This window comes from Pseudomonas sp. ASL9 (genome assembly GCF_056680335.1).
Window position 1 is genome coordinate 4,051,636 of the sequence record NZ_CM155277.1, and the last position, 17,323, is coordinate 4,068,958.

Here is a 17,323-nt window from a genome sequence, read left to right on the forward strand (position 1 = left end):
ATTTTTCATACTGAAGTCACTTATTTTTCACCCGTGCAATAGTACGATTGGCGCCGTGTGTGGATATCACTCCTTAAAAGGTTACTCAACTCTATGAATAAACTTCCTCAAATCACGCTCGCGTTCTGGGTGATGAAAATATGTGCGACTACCCTGGGGGAAACCGCAGGCGATCTGTTGTCCATGACGCTCAATGTCGGTTACGCCGTCAGCTCAATGATTTTGATCAGCGTTTTTTTGCTGACGTTGATCACGCAACTACGATCAAAAATCTATAATCCGGCGCTGTATTGGATTGTGATTCTTTCCACCAGTACGGCCGGCACCACCATGTCTGACTTCATGGACCGGACATTGGGGCTGGGGTATGCCTCTGGCTCGATGATCCTGATCGCCATATTGATAGCGATTTTTGCAGCCTGGCGTTTGAGTGGCGACTCGCTAGACGTGAACAAGATCCAGACCTTTCGAGGCGAGATGTTTTATTGGATGGCTATCCTGTTCTCCAACACGTTGGGCACAGCGCTGGGTGACTTTCTGGCAGACGATTCAGGGTTGGGCTTTGCCGGGGGCGCGTTGGTGATTGGTTCGGCCATTGCGTTGGTGGTGTTGCTCAAGTTCTACACAAAACTCTCGTCAGTCCTGTTGTTCTGGGTTGCTTTCGTATTGACGCGTCCTTTCGGCGCAACGGTAGGGGACTTTCTCACCAAGCCTCACGAAAAGGGTGGTCTGGATTTCGGCACTGTGGGTTCATCATTAGCTTTGGCAGGCGTTCTGCTGGCAATGATCGTGGCGGCGTCTGTCTATAAGAGCCGGGACTTACGAGAGGTCTCTGTCGAGCCTTCATAAAATCTGTAAAAAACTCAGCCCGGCACTGGCCGGGCTGAAGGTGACTCCAAGAAGTGTTGCCTCAAACGGTTTGCACAATCAGCACCCTCAGCCGCTATGCCTTCAACATCCAGGTGATTAGCGCCGTCACCAGTAACACCGTGAGTACTGACGTGGTCAGCATCATCAGCAGCAACGCGCTTTGCACCGACGTGATCAGCGCCATCAGCAGCACCATGATTTACACCTATGGGGTCAGAACCGTCAGAAACGACGTGGATTTGGATTGAATCCTACGCCGCTCGATTTGATTAAGAAGTCAATCAGGTTGCTACCGAACATCGCCAAAAGTGATAGTGCAAAAAACACGCGTTCATTCAGGTATTTACCAACGTTTTCAGTAAAGAAAAGGGGCGGCCACTTGAAGTGGTCGCCCCTTGTTTACTGGGTGATACCGATCAAAAGTCGGTATTCACGCTCAGTCGGTTTCGATCCGTGAGTGCTTGCGGGTGTCCTTCATGAACACGTAGACCAGCAGCGAAACGGCAATGCAGGCAGTGACGTACCAGTAGTAGCCCGTCTCCATGCCGATGCTTTTGAACCACAAAGCGATGTATTCAGCCGTGCCGCCGAAGACCGAAACGGTCAAGGCATAAGGCAGGCCCACGCCCAGGGCGCGAATCTCGGTAGGGAACAGCTCAGCCTTTACCACGGCATTGATCGAGGTGTAGCCGCTGACAATAATCAGCGCCGCCATGATCAGGAAGAACGCGCCCCACCAGCTCTGGACAGTGTGCAAGGTGGTCAGGATCGGCACCGTGAACAGCGTACCCAGAACGCCGAACGCAATCAGGATCGGACGCCGTCCGATTTTGTCCGAAAGCGCACCGACCAAGGGCTGGATGCACATGAACAGAAACAGCGTCGCTGCGGAAACAGTGGTGGAGTCGGAGATGCTCATGCCGACGGTGTTCACCAGGTACTTCTGCATGTAGGTGGTGTAGGTGTAGAAGGCCAGGGTGCCGCCCATGGTCAGGCCGACCACGGTCATCAGTTCCTTCGGATGACGCATCAAGGTGCGCATCAGGCTTTCTTTTGGCTTGTCTTTCTTCTTGGTGAACGACTCGGTCTCTTCCATCCCGCGCCGCAGGTACAGCGCGACCACGGCACACAGCGCGCCGATCACGAACGGAATACGCCAGCCCCATGCGTACAGTTGCTCAGTGGTCAGGGTTTGCTGAAGGATGATCAGCACCGCCAGCGCGATGAGCTGGCCGGAGATCAGGGTGACGTACTGGAAGCTGGAGAAGAAGCCGCGACGCTCCTTGGTGGCCATCTCGCTCAGGTACGTTGCCGACGTGCCGTACTCGCCACCCACTGACAAGCCCTGCAACAGCCGGGCGATTATCAGCAGGATCGGTGCCCCAACGCCGATGGTTTCGTAACTCGGCGTCAAGGCGATGATCAGCGAGCCGAAGCACATCAACAGCACGGATATCATCAGTGCGGCTTTGCGTCCCTTGCGGTCGGCGTAAATGCCCATCAGCCAGCCGCCGATCGGGCGCATCAAAAAGCCCACGGCGAAGATCGCAGCGGTGTTGAGCAGTTGTGCGGTGGTGTCGCCTTGGGGGAAGAACGATTTTGCGAAGTACAGCGAGAAAGCGGCGTAGACGTACCAGTCGTACCACTCGACCAGATTGCCGACCGAGCCGCTGAAAATCGATTTCAGGCGACTGCTTGTGGTTTTTTCTTTGGTCGGCGCATTAGCCGACCCTTTAGACAGAGAGTTGGGGATGTCCATCACGGATCCTTTAAGTCATTGTTTTTAGTGATGCACGTGCACGCGCAGCCTGGTAGTCCTATAGCAGGAGCTGTGCCAAGCCGTTGAGGGCCGATCTAGAGGGGTTAGTGTGAATTTATAGGCGGAAATCCGCTCATTGCCGTGGTTTCAATGAGCGAAAAACTGCCGATTGAGCGGCTTATTCCGCGCCTTGCAGGAACATTTCCCGTTGCAGGCCGTGGCGTTGCATCTTCTCGTTGAGCGTTCTGCGTGGCAGTTGCAGTTCGTGGAGGACCGCCTTGATGTCGCCTTTGTACCGGGTCAGCGCGGCGCGAAGGCAATGGGCTTCGAACGCCTCTTGCTGTGCGGCCAGTGACTGTCCGGATTCGAGGGTCGCAGGCTCTGTCTGGCCCAGCCCGAGGACTTGACGTTCCGCCGCGTTGGCCAGTTCGCGGACATTGCCCGGCCAGTCATGGCTGAGCAGATGGCTCAATTGCGCGCCGCTCAATACCGGAGCCTTGCGCCCAAGGCGTTCGGCAGCGGTGCGGGCGAAATGGCCGAACAGCAGCGGAATGTCTTCCCGGCGCTCGCGCAACGGCGGCAAACGCAGTTCAGCGACGTTCAGACGATACGCCAGGTCTTCGCGAAAACGCCCGGCACGCGCTTCTTCCAGCAGATCCGGTTTGGTCGCGGCGATAATCCGGATATCGACGCTGATGCTCTGGTTCGAACCCAGCCGTTCGAGGCGTTGCTCCTGAAGGACGCGCAGCAATTTGACCTGTTGGGCCAGCGGCATGCTTTCGATTTCATCGAGAAACAACGTACCGCCGTCGGCGTATTCCAGCTTGCCAATACGCTTGCCCTGCGCCCCGGTGAAGGCGCCGCTTTCGTGGCCGAACAATTCGGCTTCGAACAACTGCTCGGGGATCGCCGCGCAATTGAGCGCGACAAAGGGTTTGCCCGCCCGAGGGCCAAAGTCATGCAGGCAGCGCGCGACCAGTTCCTTGCCGCTGCCGGTTTCGCCGCGAATCACTACGTTGACCGGCAATTGCGACAGCTCCAGCACCTGTCGGCGCAAGGTGTGCAGGCTGGGCGCGACGCCCAACAGGGTCATGTCCAGTTTGGCCTTGGCATCGGCCTGCTCGTGCAGGCGACGATTTTCCAGCACCAACTGGCGCTTCTCCAGCGCCCGACGCAGGCTGCTCATCAGTGTTTCAGGGCTGAAGGGTTTCTCCAGAAAGTCATAGGCGCCGTCGCGCATGGCATCCACCGCCATGGGCACATCGCCGTGGCCGGTCAGCAGGATCACCGGCAAGTCCGGGTCGAAGCGTTGCAGGCGGGCCAGAAACTCCAGGCCGCTCATTCCTGGCATGCGTACATCGCTGAGAATCACGCCGGGAAAATGATCGGGCAGGGCGGCCAGGCAATCTTCAGCGCGTCTGTGCACCTGCACACTGAATCCGGATAGCGACAGCCATTGCTGCACCGCATCGCGGATGCTGGCTTCGTCATCGACCACAATTACAGAATTCAGCATGCAGGATCAGGCCTCCGGGTCAGTGGGCAGGGTCAGTGCGAATCGCGCGCCGTTGCCATGATTATCGACGCACAGCGTACCGCCGGACTCATGGACGATGGCGTAAGACACCGCCAGGCCCAGTCCGAGCCCATCGCCCACGGGTTTGGTGGTGAAGAACGGGTCAAAAACGTTGGCCAGATACTCCGGCGCAATGCCGCCGCCACTGTCGCCAACCGTCAGGCGCCACTGCGAAAGGTTAAGGGCGCCGTGGGGATGCGGTTCGACCTCGATACGCACGTCCAGACGCTTGAGCGGTTTATCGCGCATGGCGTCCAGCGCATTGCGTAGCAGGTTGATCAGTACCTGTTCCAGACGGATCGCATCACCGCGCACGTACGCGGGTCGAGTCAGGTGCAAGACACAACTGACGCGCTCTTCGCGCAGCCGAGGTTCGAGCAGGAGTAATGCCTGATCGACCACCGCCGCCAGGTCCAGCCGTTCCCGCAGGCCCCTGGGGCTTTTGCGGGCGAAGGTTTTCAAATGCCCGGTCAGCGCGGCCATGCGCGTCAGTTGCTGATCCAGTGGGGTCAGTGCCTGATAAGCTTCGTCGATACGGCCGTGATCGAGCAGCAGGCGCAGGCTGGCCAGTTGCATGCGTTGTGCGGTCAGCGGTTGATTGATTTCGTGGGCCAGCGCCGCAGACATCTGCCCTAGCGCCGCGAGTTTGGCCGACTGCACCAACCCGTCCTGAGCGGTGCGCAGGTCGCGGGTACGTTCTTCGACCAGTTGCTCCAGTTCTTCACGGTTGCGCTGATGCAAACGCGCCAGGCGCCAACGCTGATAAAGAAACAGGCTCAGAAACACCAGCGTCAGCCAGGTGCCGGCCGCTGCCAGCGCGGCATTGCGCAGGTCTTCGGCGGCCACCAGCGGTTTGCGCAACAGGTGTAAGGTCCAGCCTTCGCCAGTCAACGGCAACGATTCCCACAGATAGTCCACCGGACCGTCGGGGCCTTCGATCCGGGCCAGTCGACCACTGTCGTCGAACTCGCGCATCACCTGGTGACGCAGGGCCGACAAGGGTTGTTTGTCGTACTGACGGGTGGTGCTCAGTTCCGCACGATCACTGGCGGAAATCGGCTGCAACTCGCGATAACGCCAGCCGGGCTGATTGGCGATGAACACAATGCCCTTGGCGTCGCTGACCAGCAGCAGGTCGCTGCCCTGGCTCCATTCGTGTTCCAGGTCGGGGAACTCCAGTTTCACCACCATGGCGCCGAGAAACTCGCCCGCGTTGTTGGTTACTGCGTTCGATAAGAAATAACCGGGAATGCCGCTGGTGACGCCCACCGCATAAAAGCGCCCCACGCCTTGGGCCTTGGTCTGCAGAAAGTAAGGGCGAAACGCGTAGTTGTGACCGACATAGCTGCTAGGCAAACGCCAGTTACTGGCGCCGACCGCCAAACCGTTGCGGTCCAGCAGTTCCAGGGTCGATGACTGCGCCGCACTGTTGATCCGCTCCAGTTTGCGGTTTAACGCGTCCTGGGTCGTCGGGCTGACCGGTCCGTTTAAGGCCGAACGCAGTTCAGGGTCCAGCGCCAGCACGGCGGGCAGGGCGCGATAGCGTTCGATCAGGGTGTGCAGCGTGTTGCCATACAACGCCAATTGCCCATGGGCTCGCGCAGCATCGTCGGCCAAGGCGTGACGTTCGGTCTGACGCATCGCCATCCCGGCAGCCAATACCGCGCCCGCCAGAATGAGCAGCACATAGAGAGACAGGCGAAAGGTGCGAGCGGTAAAAGGCATGGTGGCGGAGGAGGAAATGGACCGGCAGGCACCTTAGCATGCGGCTGGACCAGGGATGGCGGGTGAACGTCGAGATTTTATGTCGTCTGATGTGCAGCTTTCGCGAAGGACGCGACGCGGTCCTGGGTCTGGACCGCGCCTCATGCCGCACCGCTTACAACAAATTAAAGTGCTCTGTTTTCACGTCGTTAGAGTCGAGACCGATCATCACGTTGAATTCGCCCGGCTCAGCGGCGTATTTCAGCGCAGGGTTGTAGAACTTCAGGTCGTCTTCACTGATGACGAAGTTGATGACTTTCTCTTCCCCCGGCTGAAGCATGACTTTCTGGAAGTTCTTCAGCTCTTTGACCGGGCGACTGATCGAGGCGGCAACATCGTGCAGATAAAGCTGGACCACCGTCTCTCCGGCAACTTCTCCGGAGTTCTTTACAGCGACGCTGGCGGTCAATTGGCCACCGCGTTTCATGTTTTTAGTCGATAGCGTGATGTCCGACACGTTGAACTGGGTGTAGCTCAAGCCATAACCAAACGGAAAGAGCGGGCCAGTGACGTCTTCTTCGAAGTAGTTCGACGTGTAGTTGGGAGGCGAACCGAGCGTGTAAGGACGGCCGGTGGGAAGGTGGTTGTAGTAGACCGGAATCTGCCCCACCGAACGAGGGAAGGACACCGGCAGTTTGCCTGACGGGTTGTAATCACCAAAGAGCACGTCCGCCACTGCATTGCCGCCTTCGGTGCCGGTGAACCAGGTTTCCAGCATTGCGTCAGCCTGTTTCTGTTCATCAACCAGGGTCAACGGACGGCCGTTCATCAGCACCAGCACCAAGGGTTTGCCGGTGGCTTTGAGCGCCTTGATCAGATCCCGCTGTCTGCCGGGAATATTAAGGTCGGTGCGGCTCGCCGATTCGTGGGACATGCCCCGCGACTCGCCGACCACTGCCACCACCACATCGGCTTGCTGTGCGACCTTGACGGCCTCGGCGATCATTTCTTCGGCCGGGCGTGGGTCAGTCTCGACTTCAGTGACCATGAAGTTCAGGTATTTAATGATTTTCGGGTTGTCAGTGACGTTAGCGCCCCGGGCATAGACCAACGTGGCCTTGTCGCCGACTGCATTGGCCAGACCGTCAAAAATAGTGACCGATTGTTTCGCCTCGCCCGCAGCAGACCAACTGCCCAGCATGTCGATCTGGCTTTTCGCCAGAGAACCGATGACCGCGATGGTGCCTTGCTTCTTCAGTGGCAACGTATGGTTATCGTTTTTCAGCAACACCATGGTCTTGCGCGCCACGTCACGCGCTTCTTTGCGGTGCAGGCGGTCTTCGGCATTGGTGTCGGCCGGGTCATGAGCGGCAGTGCCGATACGAACGTACGGGTCGGCGAACAGGCCCATGTCGTATTTGGCGCCCAACACTTCGCGAACGGCGTTATCGATATCTTTCTGGGAAATCTCGCCGTCCTTGAGCAGGCTTGGCAATTCTTTGCCATAGGCCGAGTCATTCATGCTCAGGTCAATGCCGTTCTTGATCGCCAGCTTGGCGGCTTCACGTTCGTCGCTGGCCACGCCGTGGCGGATCAGTTCCTTGATGGCGCCGTGGTCGCTGATGGTCACGCCCTTGAAGCCCCATTCCTTGCGCAGCAGGTCCTGCATCAACCAGGTATTGGACGTGGCCGGTACGCCGTTGACCGAGTTGAGTGCGACCATTACCCCGCCAGCACCGGCATCGATAGCGGCGCGGTAAGGCGGCAGGTAGTCCTGGTACATGCGCACCGGACTCATGTCGACGGTGTTGTAGTCACGCCCCCCTTCGACAGCGCCGTACAGCGCAAAGTGTTTGACGCTGGGCATCAGGCTGTCAGCACTACCGGGATGCTCGCCGCGATAAGCGTTGACCATCACTTTGGCAATGCGCGACACCAGGTAGGTGTCCTCGCCAAATCCTTCCGAACTGCGACCCCAGCGGGGATCGCGGGAGATATCGACCATCGGTGCGAACGTCATGTCCAGACCATCGGCGCTGGCTTCGATGGCCGACACCCGACCGCTCAAGGCTATCGCGTCCATGTCCCAGCTGGCCGCAAGACCCAAGCTGATCGGAAAGGTCGTACGATGGCCGTGGATCACGTCATAGGCGAAAAACATGGGGATCTTCAGGCGGCTCTTCGCAACAGCAGCCTCCTGCAACGGACGGTTTTCGGCGCGAGTGATCGAGTTGAAAGTACCGCCGATTCTGCCAGCGGCAATTTCCTTGAGAATAGTCGGCTGTGGCATTTCAGGGCCGATACTGATGAGTCGCAACTGCCCGATTTTTTCATCGAGGGTCATTTTTTTCATCAGGTCGGAGATGAATGCGTTTTTATTGTGCAGGGTGGAGTCATTGGTCTCGGCCATCACCGAGTGACTGGCCAGACCGACGACAAGGCCCAGCAAACACAGCTTATTCATGAATGATTTCTCAAGGCGTTCTTCAGCAACTCACGTTAAGTACTGGTCAGCCAAATGTTGGGTATTGAGCCTGTTGCGCTTATTGTCGATCAGGGCGAATGGGCGCCGCTGAACTCTTTGTCGCGCAGAGCATCTGTAGCGCAGCGAGTTTTAGCTTATTGCGCGTTAGCAATCCAGTCTTGGGCGCGGATTATGCAGCGGATCGCCTGTTTTGGCTAAAGTCAGTCTGTAGGCCAGAATTAAAAAGCATTTCAAATAGGGAGAAAAGAACATGCGAACACAACGGGGCTACCGTTTTAGTTGGTCCATGACGGCGCTGATGCTGTTGAGCACGTTATTGGCCGGTTGTGGCATTAACAACATCCCTACCTATGACGAACAGGTAAAGGCCGCTTGGGCGCAGGTGCAGAACCAATATCAGCGTCGGGCCGACCTGATCCCCAATCTAGTCGAGACGGTGCGGGGTTACGCCAAACAGGAACAGACCACCCTGACCGCTGTCATTGAGGCACGGGCCAAGGCCACGTCGATCCAGGTCGACGCCAGCACCTTGAACGACCCGGAAAAACTCAAGCAGTTCCAGCAAGCTCAGGGCCAGCTCACCAGCGCGCTGAGTCGTCTGATGGTGGTCTCCGAGCGTTACCCGGACCTGAAATCCAACCAAAACTTCCTTGCCCTGCAATCGCAGCTTGAAGGCACGGAAAACCGTATCGCCGTGGCGCGCAAAGACTTCATCGCTTCGGTCGAACGTTACAACACCGAAATCCGCACCTTCCCCGGTCGCCTCTGGCACACCGTGATGTACAGCGATCTGCCGATCCGGCCGAACTTTGAAGCCACGACGCCAGACTCCGAGAAAGCCCCGGAAGTGAAATTCTGATGCGCGCCCTGCGGCTGTCCCTGGTGGGCTTACTGTTGGCTTGCGCCACGGTGGCTCTGGCCGCGTTGGTGTTTCCGCCCCTGACCGGGCGCGTGGTCGACACCGCGCACCTGATCGACACGCAAACCGCCGCGCAACTGGCGCACATGCTCGAGGCCCATGAACAGGCAACGGGCGAGCAACTGGTGGTGGTCACGCTGCCCAACCTGCAAGGCACCAGCATTGAGGATTACGGTTATCAACTGGGTCGCTTCTGGGGCGTCGGGCAAAAGGGTAAAGACAACGGCGCGTTGCTGATCGTCGCCCGCGATGATCATAAAGTGCGGATTGAAGTGGGCTACGGTCTCGAAGAGCGTCTGACCGATGCCCAGTCTTCGGTGATCATCAATCAGGTCATCACCCCGGCGTTCAAGGCCGGTAACTTCGCCGGTGGCATCAGCCAGGGCGCGCAGGCCATGATTCAGGTGCTCGGCGGCAATCCGCTGGCCGAGCCCGCTGCCAACAATGGCTCCGGCAATGCTGTGCAGAACATGGTGTACCTGGCGCTGTTTTTGATCTTTATCTTTATAAACATGCTCTGGGGCCGAGGAAGAGGCGGTGGCGGTGGCTTCATCGGCGGCATGGGCGGTTTTGGCGCTGGAGGCTCGCGCTCCGGTGGCGGCGGTTTCAGTGGCGGCGGTGGCAGCTTCGGCGGCGGCGGCGCGTCCGGCAGTTGGTAAACGATGGGTCAATAGGTGATCGCACATGGCTTTACTGAATAAAGAAGAACAACGCCAGGTCGCCGAGGCTGTTAGCCGGGTCGAACAACGAACCGATGCCGAACTGGTCACGGTGCTGGCTGCACACGCCGACGATTACACGTACGCGCCGTTGATCGGGGCCGGGCTGGTGGCGCTGTTGCTGCCCGGGTTGATCAACTATTACCCAGGCTGGCTAAACGCCAACCAGCTGCTGTTGGCGCAGATGGCCACCTTTATCGTTGCCGCACTGATCATGCGCATTCCGGCAGTAACGACCCATCTGATCCCCAAGTCCGTACGCCATTGGCGCGCCGGTAGCCTGGCTCGTCGTCAATTCCTCGAACAAAATCTGCACCACACCATTGGGGGCACCGGCATTCTGATCTTCGTCTGTGAAGCTGAGCGCTACGTCGAAATCATCGTAGACCGAGGCATCAGCAGCCGTGTGGACGACACGGTCTGGAAAGCGCTGATCGAGGTGTTCACTCAACAGGTCCGTGACGGTAAAACCTTGCAAGGGTTCCTGGGCTGTATCGAAGCCTGCGGTGAATTGCTCGCGACCCACGTGCCCGTGACGCAGACGCGCAATGAGCTGCCGAATCGGTTGGTGGTGTTGGGGTGAAGGCGTATTTCAGTGGTCTGAGCTGACACCGCCAATCGCCAACCCGCAATTAAATTAACCCCAACCCCTCAACCCGCCTAAAATAGCCGCCTCGTTATTTTCAGCCCGTCCGAGGCGCTTTCCAATGTCAGCCACTGCAACGCCCACCCAGTCTGTGCCGGATCACCGTGCGCAGTTTTTGAGCCTGCTGGACACCAGTCTGTCGCAGAACTCCTTTATCAAGCTGGTGCTGGCCAAGTACGTCGGTGCTGAGGTGGAGTTGCAGCGCATCATCATCAAGCTGACGACGATCAAGGAGCTGCCGCACCTGTCGTTTGTGTACCGCTATAAATCCCGCGACATCACCAAGAATTTCCCGCTGGCGGAAGGGGTCGAGGTGATTGCGGGTTTATTGCCGGAGTCGTTCAAGAACGCGCACTTGTTATCGCTGACTGACGAAGTGCAGCTGGAATACAGCAAAAAAGGTAAAAGCACGCTGTTCACCAGCAAGGCCCAGCAGCAGCGCGAAGCGCCATCGGTCGAACATGATCGTGAGAAAAAGCGCTTTCTGGAGCTGAATCGACCGTTCTTGACCGATCTGGGCGTGACCAATAAGCAGCACGAACTGATCCCGTCCATGTCGCGTAAGTGGAAGCAGATCAACAAGTTCATCGAGGTGTTTTCCCACGCCTTGAGCACGTCGCCGCTGGCGCTGGATCAGCCGATCAAGGTCGCGGACTTTGGTTCGGGCAAGGGCTACCTGACCTTTGCTATTCATGATTACTTGCGCAACACCTTGCACGCCGAAGGCCATGTCACTGGGGTCGAGTTGCGCGAGGACATGGTGACGCTGTGCAACAACGCTGCCGCGCGTCTGGAGCATCCGGGCCTGGTTTTCCAGCATGGCGATGTGCGCACCGTGGCGCCCAGTGCCATCGATGTGATGATTGCCTTGCACGCCTGCGACATCGCCACCGATTACGCGATCCACATGGGTATTCGCTCTGGGGCGTCGATCATTATGTGTTCGCCGTGCTGCCACAAACAGATCCGCTTGCAGATTCAAAGCCCGACGCTGCTGCGGCCGATGCTGCAATACGGTTTGCACATGGGCCAGCAGGCGGAAATGGTCACTGACAGCCTGCGTGCCTTGTTCCTCGAAGCCTGCGGTTACGAGACCAAGGTGTTCGAGTTCATCTCGCTGGAGCACACCAATAAGAACAAAATGATTCTTGCGGTCAAACGCGCTGAGCCACTCAAGCAACCTGAGTTGCTGGCCAAGATCCAGGAGTTGAAAGAGTTCTACGGTATTCAGGAGCACTGCCTGGAAACCTTGCTCCAGGCAGACGGCACTATCAGCTGATTAAAGGCGGGTGGTGAGTGGCTGGGGCGCAATGACCGTGGTCTTGCGTCCCAGCATTACTGTAGCGATCACGCCCGCGGCGAATAGCCAGGTAATCGGCTCGATGTGTTCACCGAAAAACAGCGCTGAAAAGGTGATGGTGAAGAAAATCTGCAGCAGCTGTACCTGACTGACTCGCGAGATGCCGCCCATGGCCAGGCCGGCATACCAGGCGAAGAAGCCGATGAATTGCGAGAAGATCGACACGTAACCAAACGCCCACCACGTGCCGGTGGATATCGGCCCTTGATGCTGCATTGCCAGATAAATCACGGGTCCGAGCAGCAGTGGACTGGACAGCACCAGCGCCCAACAGATCACTTGCCAGCCCCCCATCTGCTTGGCCAGACGGCCGCCTTCGGCATAACCCAGCCCTCCGATCGCCACCGCCGCCAGCATCCACACGTCGCCTGCCTGAATATTCCCGGCGCCGCTGATCAAGGCATACCCGAGCACCAACCCACTGCCCAGTGCCGCGCAGGCCCAGAATGCTTTCGATGGGCGCTCATGGGAGAGCCACGCCGCATAGATCGCCACGCACAAGGGTTGTAAACCGTTGACCAGCGCGCCGTGGGACGCGGGCAGGGTTTTCATCGCCCAGGCGGACAGCACAGGGAAGCCGACAATCACCCCAAGCGCTACCAGACTCAGGCCTTTGACCTGCGCCCAGGTCGGCCACTTTTCGCGCCGCCAAAGCAACAGCGCTGCCGCCGGAATCGCCGCCAGTAACGCGCGGCCCAGGCCATTGAGGAGTGGGTGGACTTCCTGGACCACGATACGGGTCATGGGCAGCGTCAGACTGAAAATAATCACCCCGATCAGGCCCAGGGCCATGCCGGTGTTTTCGCGAGAGGACATGATGGAAGCGTGACCTTGTTGTTATGGGATACACGAGCCTCTCATCTAGCCACAAACCGCCCCCGCACGCCCTCACAGCTATCGAGAGATTTATCCGTACAGTTCGGGTGTTTGCTCCGGAGTGACTCGCTATCAGTGTTTTGCGCCGGTTGGCTTTGGTGCGCTAACAGCAGCATTCAGCCGCTCGACCGCCACCGACAATTCAGGATCGCCCAACGGATGGGTCTTGGCGTCGAAGAACGTCAACGTCACGTCCTGCCCCGCGAAGAGGGTGCTGTAGTGCCGCTTCTGGTGCTGGATAAAGGCAGTGCTGCGCGGGTAAATAGAGATGGCGATGGTCTTGACCCTGGCTTGCCTGATTGCCTCGATGATATGCGTGTCTTGTGCGCCAAGGGCGTGGCCAAAAATGCACAGCGCGTCTTCATGGGTGGCAAGTTGCGAGTAGCAGAAAGACAGGTAATCCGAGTGGCGGATCATCTTCAGCTTGTTCTCGCTGTTGTCTTCGCTGATGAATATCGGCACGTCATCCAGCGCATTGATGGCGAAGCTGCCCAGCAGGGTGCTTTCCGATGACAACAGCTTGCGAACGCTGCCGTCGAGGTTTTTCACCAGGTGCAGGCCGCCGTGCAGATAAAGCATGCGCGTGGCGTCGGTCGGCGTGTTGTTGAGGTTGAAGGTGGCGTCTTCGTCGAACAGGTCGTTGAATGTCTGCGGCGACTGCATCACGGCCCAATAACAGAGCAAGTCGTAGTTGGTCGAGTAGACGGTGCGGTACTGGCTGAACGCTTGATTGATACGGGCCAGGGTTTTTTCTTCCACCAGACGCCATGGAATGTGCACCGAACGCACGGCGTGGATCAGGGCTTCTTTAATCGCGAAATAACGATTGCGTGGCGATGAAGAGCTGATGGTCAGCGCGGCGTTGACCCTCATGGTGGTTTTCAGCGCACTCAGGATGGGCTCGAAATTGCTGGTGTTCATGGCCTTGAACACGGCAAGTTCGGTATGGCTCAACGGCTTGTTACGGGTGGTCTCGGCTGTTTCGAAGAGCGAGTCGTAAGAAAAGTTTTTCCACACCGCCATGCTCGCGCCATTACCCACCAGTAAACCGGAAAATGGGGTGGTCGCCCGCAGCTCATTCCAGTCTGCAAGCTCAGCATCAAAATCCGTGAAGTCCATAGTCTTTGTTCGTCGTCGTCAGGTCGGGAAAAGGCAGCGCCGGGACTTTATCACGCCTGTCGGCCGATCCCGGTGTTGATGCCAGTATTGAGCCAGATCAATGCGAAAGATTAGCGATCAGAAGATGCTACGCGCATTCGCCAAACCGGATCGACTGGCTTGGCTTGGTTACAGAGGACTTGCGATGAGCAGCACTTTCTTCATTCCTGCGGTGAACATCATGGGCATCGGCTGCATGGCCGAAGCGATGACCGCCATCCATAACTTTGGCTTTCGCAAAGCGTTGATCGTCACCGATGCCGGGCTGGTCAAGGCCGGTGTCGCAGCGAACATCGTTGGGTTGTTGGCTGAACAGGATATCGACGCACTGGTATTCGACGGTGCGCAAGCCAACCCTACCGTGGGTAACGTCGAGAAGGGCTTGGCGTTGCTCAAGAACAGCGGCTGCGACTTCGTGATTTCCCTCGGCGGCGGTTCGCCTCACGATTGCGCAAAAGGCATCGCGCTGTGTGCGACCAACGGTGGTCACATCAGCGATTACGAAGGTGTTGATCAGTCGGCCAAGCCGCAGCTGCCGGTGGTTGCGATCAATACCACGGCGGGTACTGCCAGCGAGATGACGCGGTTTTGCATCATCACCGACGAAGTCCGCCACATCAAAATGGCCATCGTCGACCGTAATGTCACCCCCGTACTCTCCGTCAACGATCCAGGACTGATGGTCGGGATGCCCAAAGCGCTCACTGCCGCCACGGGTATGGACGCACTGACCCACGCCATCGAAGCCTACGTCTCCACTGCCGCCACACCGATCACTGACGCCTGTGCCCTGAAAGCCATGGCGCTGATCTCCAGTAACCTGCGCCAGGCGGTGGTCGATGGCAGCGACATGGTCGCGCGGGAAAACATGGCGTATGCACAGTTCCTTGCCGGCATGGCGTTCAACAATGCCTCTTTGGGCTATGTACACGCGATGGCCCATCAATTGGGTGGCTTCTATAACTTGCCCCACGGCGTCTGCAACGCAATATTGCTGCCCCATGTCGAAAGCTTCAACGCCAGCGTCTGCCCGGCGCGGCTGACCGACATCGCCCACGCCATGGGCGAAGACACGCGCGGTCTCTCCCCGGAAGACGGCAGCCGGGCGGCCATCGCCGCCATTCGCAACCTGTCCCGTGCCGTCGACATCCCTGCGGGCCTCAAAGAGCTGGGCGTCAAGGAAGAAGACATTCCTACCCTGGCCGCCAATGCCTTGAAAGACGCCTGCGGCCTGACCAACCCGCGCCCTGCGGAACAGCACCAGATCGAAGCCATCTTCCGTAGCGCACTTTGATACGTCCCAGAGGATAACCATGAGCATTACCTCAAGCGTCATCTGCGACGCAGCCGATCTGCTTAAAGGCTTCGTCGGCTACCACCACAAAGCGGACAGGTACATCGTCCGCTTCAGCGAAGACGCCTTTGGCATGGACGTGCCTGACCACACCATCACGCCGACTCACGAATTCGTCTGGCAAGCCGGTGATAACCAGGTCATGACCCTCAAGCGCGAGCTGTTGGCGTTGTTGCTGGAGCAGAATATCGATGACCGGCTGAACATCACCGAGCCACTGCGGGTGTATGTGAAACGCGTGGACTTGCCGGAGATAACGGCCGTGCGGAGGTTGAAGGGGGAGGGGTGATGGATAGCGTGTGTGCCTAGGCCGACTGCTTACCTGTACAGTCGGCGGGAGGTGATGTTTACAAAGCAAAAGTGTTGGGCAATAAAGCGATGAAACGAATTTGTTTTCGGCGTTTTAACTCCCGCATCACCGCCCCGGCTGCCATTCCGAATATGCCTGGATACCCTCGTACTCAAGCCACGGCACATCATGCGAAACCCAAATATGATTTTCGGGAACTGCACCAGGGTCCTCATCCAAGGTCGCAATACGTACGATGACGATGGGATGTTGCGGGCGTTCGGCAATTAAGTGAGAACCGCATGCCGAGCAGAAGTGGCGCAACTTGCCGGGGGATGACTCGTAGGACGAGAGCGAAGCTGACTTGTCTGCGAATCGGTCCGGGGTCGCGTCCGACCGCACCAGTCGTAAAATGGCCGAACTCACCACCGCATGAAGGTTCTTCGGCCCTTATCGCAGGCAAGACTACGCGTCCCGGCCGCTCCGCCCTCCGGGCAGAATCGAGACCCGGATTGCTGCGCGACAGTGGGCGTGGAAGCCCTGGACAACCGCGAGCAGTTCCAGAGCCACACGCGCCGCCGGACACCGCCGGAGAGTTCACCTGCAATGCCGCCAGCACGCTGTTGCTGAGTGGGAAATTAAAACCCATCATTGGAAAGCAAAAGCCCGCCAATTGGCGGGCTTTCTGCATCGCACGAGAATATGGAAAAGCTCGCGCGACGGTAAGGACGGGTTTACTGATCTTGTTTGGTGGTCGAAGTGGCAGCCTTACTCAAGCCCTTTGCATTGTGATCTCCCGGCGTGGTGGTTGAGATCGCAGTGGCCTTGGTAAGTCCGTGGGTGGTTTTGGAATGTGCAATACCGGACGTAGCCACGGCATGGCCTTTACTGTCATTACGAGTGCGGCCAGTGTGATGACCATTGACGCCATTGACGCCATTGACGCCATGGTCCCTGACCGCGCGACCGGCATGAACGCTTTCTTTACCTTCAGCACGGCCACTGATGCCATGGTCCCTGACCGCTCGGCCGTCATGATCGCTTTCCTGACCTTCACCACGGCCATTGCTGCCAGCATCAGCAGAATGACCTTCTCCCTGGCCGCCACTGCCGATGCCGCCGCCGTGACCTGCGCCGCCACCGCTACCACCACCGTGGCTTCCTCCATCTTTTGCATAAGCGGAGCTCATGGGGAGTAAAGGAGCAGCAGCCAGCATCATTACGCATGACATAACAGCGATTAGATTCGTTTTCTTTAAAAGCATGATTGCTTCCATCGATCAGGATAGGTTCACGTGCACTAGGACGCCTATCACTGTCTATAGTTCTCAGGCTTCCGACGGAAGGAGATGATTACGCAGATGACTATTAACAGAAAGCCCGCAGGTGGCGGGCTCTCTGTCGAGGGGGCGCTGATCCGTCAGCTGATCTCAGTGTAGGTCAGGATGGTGGCGGTAAAGGGGTGGTGACAAAATTTCGGAATGAAAAAGCACGCAGGTAGTGGGCTCTCTTTAGATGGGCCAAATCCCTTTAGCTGACCTCATTGTGCTTGGCGGATGTAGAGATTGAGCCACGGCGCTTTTGGAGTAGGTATACGGTCGTGGAGGG

General features: G+C 58.0%; 15 protein-coding genes and 1 pseudogene. 8 read left to right on the forward strand and 8 right to left on the reverse strand.

The window, feature by feature from the left end; all coding sequences use genetic code 11:
- The first annotated feature begins 93 nt into the window (after window positions 1-93).
- Both AC1ME2_RS18770 and AC1ME2_RS18775 read left to right on the forward strand, forming a co-directional pair.
- Window positions 94-849, forward strand: a complete 756-nt coding sequence (locus tag AC1ME2_RS18770) for a COG4705 family protein (RefSeq protein WP_480435835.1) — start codon at window positions 94-96, stop codon at window positions 847-849.
- A gap of 53 nt (window positions 850-902) precedes the next feature.
- Window positions 903-1,118: a hypothetical protein gene (locus AC1ME2_RS18775; RefSeq protein WP_480435836.1), complete on the forward strand. Its 216-nt coding sequence runs from the start codon at window positions 903-905 to the stop codon at window positions 1,116-1,118.
- A 188-nt stretch (window positions 1,119-1,306) separates the two neighbouring features.
- Here the strand turns inward: AC1ME2_RS18775 and AC1ME2_RS18780 are convergent, their stop codons facing one another.
- The 4 genes from AC1ME2_RS18780 to bglX form a co-directional block, all read right to left on the reverse strand.
- Window positions 1,307-2,629, reverse strand: coding sequence for an MFS transporter (locus AC1ME2_RS18780; RefSeq protein ID WP_480435838.1), 1,323 nt, complete (start codon window positions 2,627-2,629; stop codon window positions 1,307-1,309).
- A gap of 178 nt (window positions 2,630-2,807) precedes the next feature.
- The gene (locus AC1ME2_RS18785) at window positions 2,808-4,145 is read right to left on the reverse strand and encodes a sigma-54-dependent transcriptional regulator (protein WP_480435839.1); all 1,338 of its coding nucleotides are present in this window, start codon (window positions 4,143-4,145) and stop codon (window positions 2,808-2,810) included.
- A 6-nt stretch (window positions 4,146-4,151) separates the two neighbouring features.
- Window positions 4,152-5,930, reverse strand: a complete 1,779-nt coding sequence (locus AC1ME2_RS18790; protein WP_480435840.1) for an ATP-binding protein — start codon at window positions 5,928-5,930, stop codon at window positions 4,152-4,154.
- Between the two features lie 154 nt (window positions 5,931-6,084).
- Window positions 6,085-8,373, reverse strand: coding sequence for a beta-glucosidase BglX (gene bglX / locus AC1ME2_RS18795; RefSeq protein ID WP_480435841.1), 2,289 nt, complete (start codon window positions 8,371-8,373; stop codon window positions 6,085-6,087).
- A 271-nt stretch (window positions 8,374-8,644) separates the two neighbouring features.
- Here bglX and AC1ME2_RS18800 point away from each other — a divergent pair, with 271 nt between their 5' ends.
- From AC1ME2_RS18800 to AC1ME2_RS18815, 4 genes are all read left to right on the forward strand, one after another.
- The gene (locus AC1ME2_RS18800) at window positions 8,645-9,253 is read left to right on the forward strand and encodes a LemA family protein (RefSeq protein ID WP_480435842.1); all 609 of its coding nucleotides are present in this window, start codon (window positions 8,645-8,647) and stop codon (window positions 9,251-9,253) included.
- Window positions 9,253-9,972, forward strand: a complete 720-nt coding sequence (locus AC1ME2_RS18805) for a TPM domain-containing protein (protein WP_480435843.1) — start codon at window positions 9,253-9,255, stop codon at window positions 9,970-9,972. The genes AC1ME2_RS18800 and AC1ME2_RS18805 overlap by 1 nt, the downstream gene beginning before the upstream one ends.
- Before the next feature lie 25 nt (window positions 9,973-9,997).
- Entirely contained in the window at window positions 9,998-10,615 is a 618-nt protein-coding gene (locus tag AC1ME2_RS18810) for a TPM domain-containing protein (RefSeq protein ID WP_480435845.1), read from the forward strand.
- A gap of 124 nt (window positions 10,616-10,739) precedes the next feature.
- The gene (locus tag AC1ME2_RS18815; RefSeq protein ID WP_480435846.1) at window positions 10,740-11,957 is read left to right on the forward strand and encodes a class I SAM-dependent methyltransferase; all 1,218 of its coding nucleotides are present in this window, start codon (window positions 10,740-10,742) and stop codon (window positions 11,955-11,957) included.
- Here AC1ME2_RS18815 and AC1ME2_RS18820 read toward each other — a convergent pair whose 3' ends face one another.
- Window positions 11,958-12,854 carry a DMT family transporter gene (locus AC1ME2_RS18820; RefSeq protein ID WP_480435847.1) on the reverse strand — a complete coding sequence of 299 codons (897 nt, stop codon included), beginning with the start codon at window positions 12,852-12,854 and terminating at the stop codon, window positions 11,958-11,960.
- Between the two features lie 132 nt (window positions 12,855-12,986).
- A complete protein-coding gene (locus AC1ME2_RS18825) occupies window positions 12,987-14,033 on the reverse strand; it encodes a DUF4917 family protein (protein ID WP_480435848.1) in 1,047 nt (348 codons plus the stop codon).
- Window positions 14,034-14,217: 184 nt separating this feature from the next.
- Here AC1ME2_RS18825 and yiaY point away from each other — a divergent pair, with 184 nt between their 5' ends.
- Together yiaY and AC1ME2_RS18835 are read left to right on the forward strand one after the other, a co-directional pair.
- Window positions 14,218-15,366, forward strand: a complete 1,149-nt coding sequence (gene yiaY / locus AC1ME2_RS18830) for an L-threonine dehydrogenase (RefSeq protein WP_480435850.1) — start codon at window positions 14,218-14,220, stop codon at window positions 15,364-15,366.
- Window positions 15,367-15,385: 19 nt separating this feature from the next.
- Window positions 15,386-15,715: a DUF2025 family protein gene (locus AC1ME2_RS18835; protein WP_480435851.1), complete on the forward strand. Its 330-nt coding sequence runs from the start codon at window positions 15,386-15,388 to the stop codon at window positions 15,713-15,715.
- Window positions 15,716-15,841: 126 nt separating this feature from the next.
- Here the strand turns inward: AC1ME2_RS18835 and AC1ME2_RS18840 are convergent.
- Window positions 15,842-16,069 (reverse strand): annotated as a pseudogene (locus AC1ME2_RS18840) (GFA family protein); the annotation flags it as partial.
- Window positions 16,070-16,449: 380 nt separating this feature from the next.
- Window positions 16,450-16,980, reverse strand: a complete 531-nt coding sequence (locus AC1ME2_RS18845) for a hypothetical protein (protein WP_480435853.1) — start codon at window positions 16,978-16,980, stop codon at window positions 16,450-16,452.
- Between the last annotated feature and the right edge of the window lie 343 nt (window positions 16,981-17,323).

Coding starts and splice junctions, on each gene's coding strand:
- yiaY (WP_480435850.1), top strand. CDS start 14,218: ATGAGCAGCACTTTCTTCATTCCTGCGGTGAACATCATGGGCATCGGC.
- AC1ME2_RS18820 (WP_480435847.1), bottom strand. CDS start 12,854: ATGTCCTCTCGCGAAAACACCGGCATGGCCCTGGGCCTGATCGGGGTG.
- AC1ME2_RS18780 (WP_480435838.1), bottom strand. CDS start 2,629: ATGGACATCCCCAACTCTCTGTCTAAAGGGTCGGCTAATGCGCCGACC.
- AC1ME2_RS18815 (WP_480435846.1), top strand. CDS start 10,740: ATGTCAGCCACTGCAACGCCCACCCAGTCTGTGCCGGATCACCGTGCG.
- AC1ME2_RS18770 (WP_480435835.1), top strand. CDS start 94: ATGAATAAACTTCCTCAAATCACGCTCGCGTTCTGGGTGATGAAAATA.
- bglX (WP_480435841.1), bottom strand. CDS start 8,373: ATGAATAAGCTGTGTTTGCTGGGCCTTGTCGTCGGTCTGGCCAGTCAC.
- AC1ME2_RS18825 (WP_480435848.1), bottom strand. CDS start 14,033: ATGGACTTCACGGATTTTGATGCTGAGCTTGCAGACTGGAATGAGCTG.
- AC1ME2_RS18845 (WP_480435853.1), bottom strand. CDS start 16,980: ATGCTTTTAAAGAAAACGAATCTAATCGCTGTTATGTCATGCGTAATG.
- AC1ME2_RS18790 (WP_480435840.1), bottom strand. CDS start 5,930: ATGCCTTTTACCGCTCGCACCTTTCGCCTGTCTCTCTATGTGCTGCTC.
- AC1ME2_RS18805 (WP_480435843.1), top strand. CDS start 9,253: ATGCGCGCCCTGCGGCTGTCCCTGGTGGGCTTACTGTTGGCTTGCGCC.
- AC1ME2_RS18835 (WP_480435851.1), top strand. CDS start 15,386: ATGAGCATTACCTCAAGCGTCATCTGCGACGCAGCCGATCTGCTTAAA.
- AC1ME2_RS18800 (WP_480435842.1), top strand. CDS start 8,645: ATGCGAACACAACGGGGCTACCGTTTTAGTTGGTCCATGACGGCGCTG.
- AC1ME2_RS18785 (WP_480435839.1), bottom strand. CDS start 4,145: ATGCTGAATTCTGTAATTGTGGTCGATGACGAAGCCAGCATCCGCGAT.
- AC1ME2_RS18810 (WP_480435845.1), top strand. CDS start 9,998: ATGGCTTTACTGAATAAAGAAGAACAACGCCAGGTCGCCGAGGCTGTT.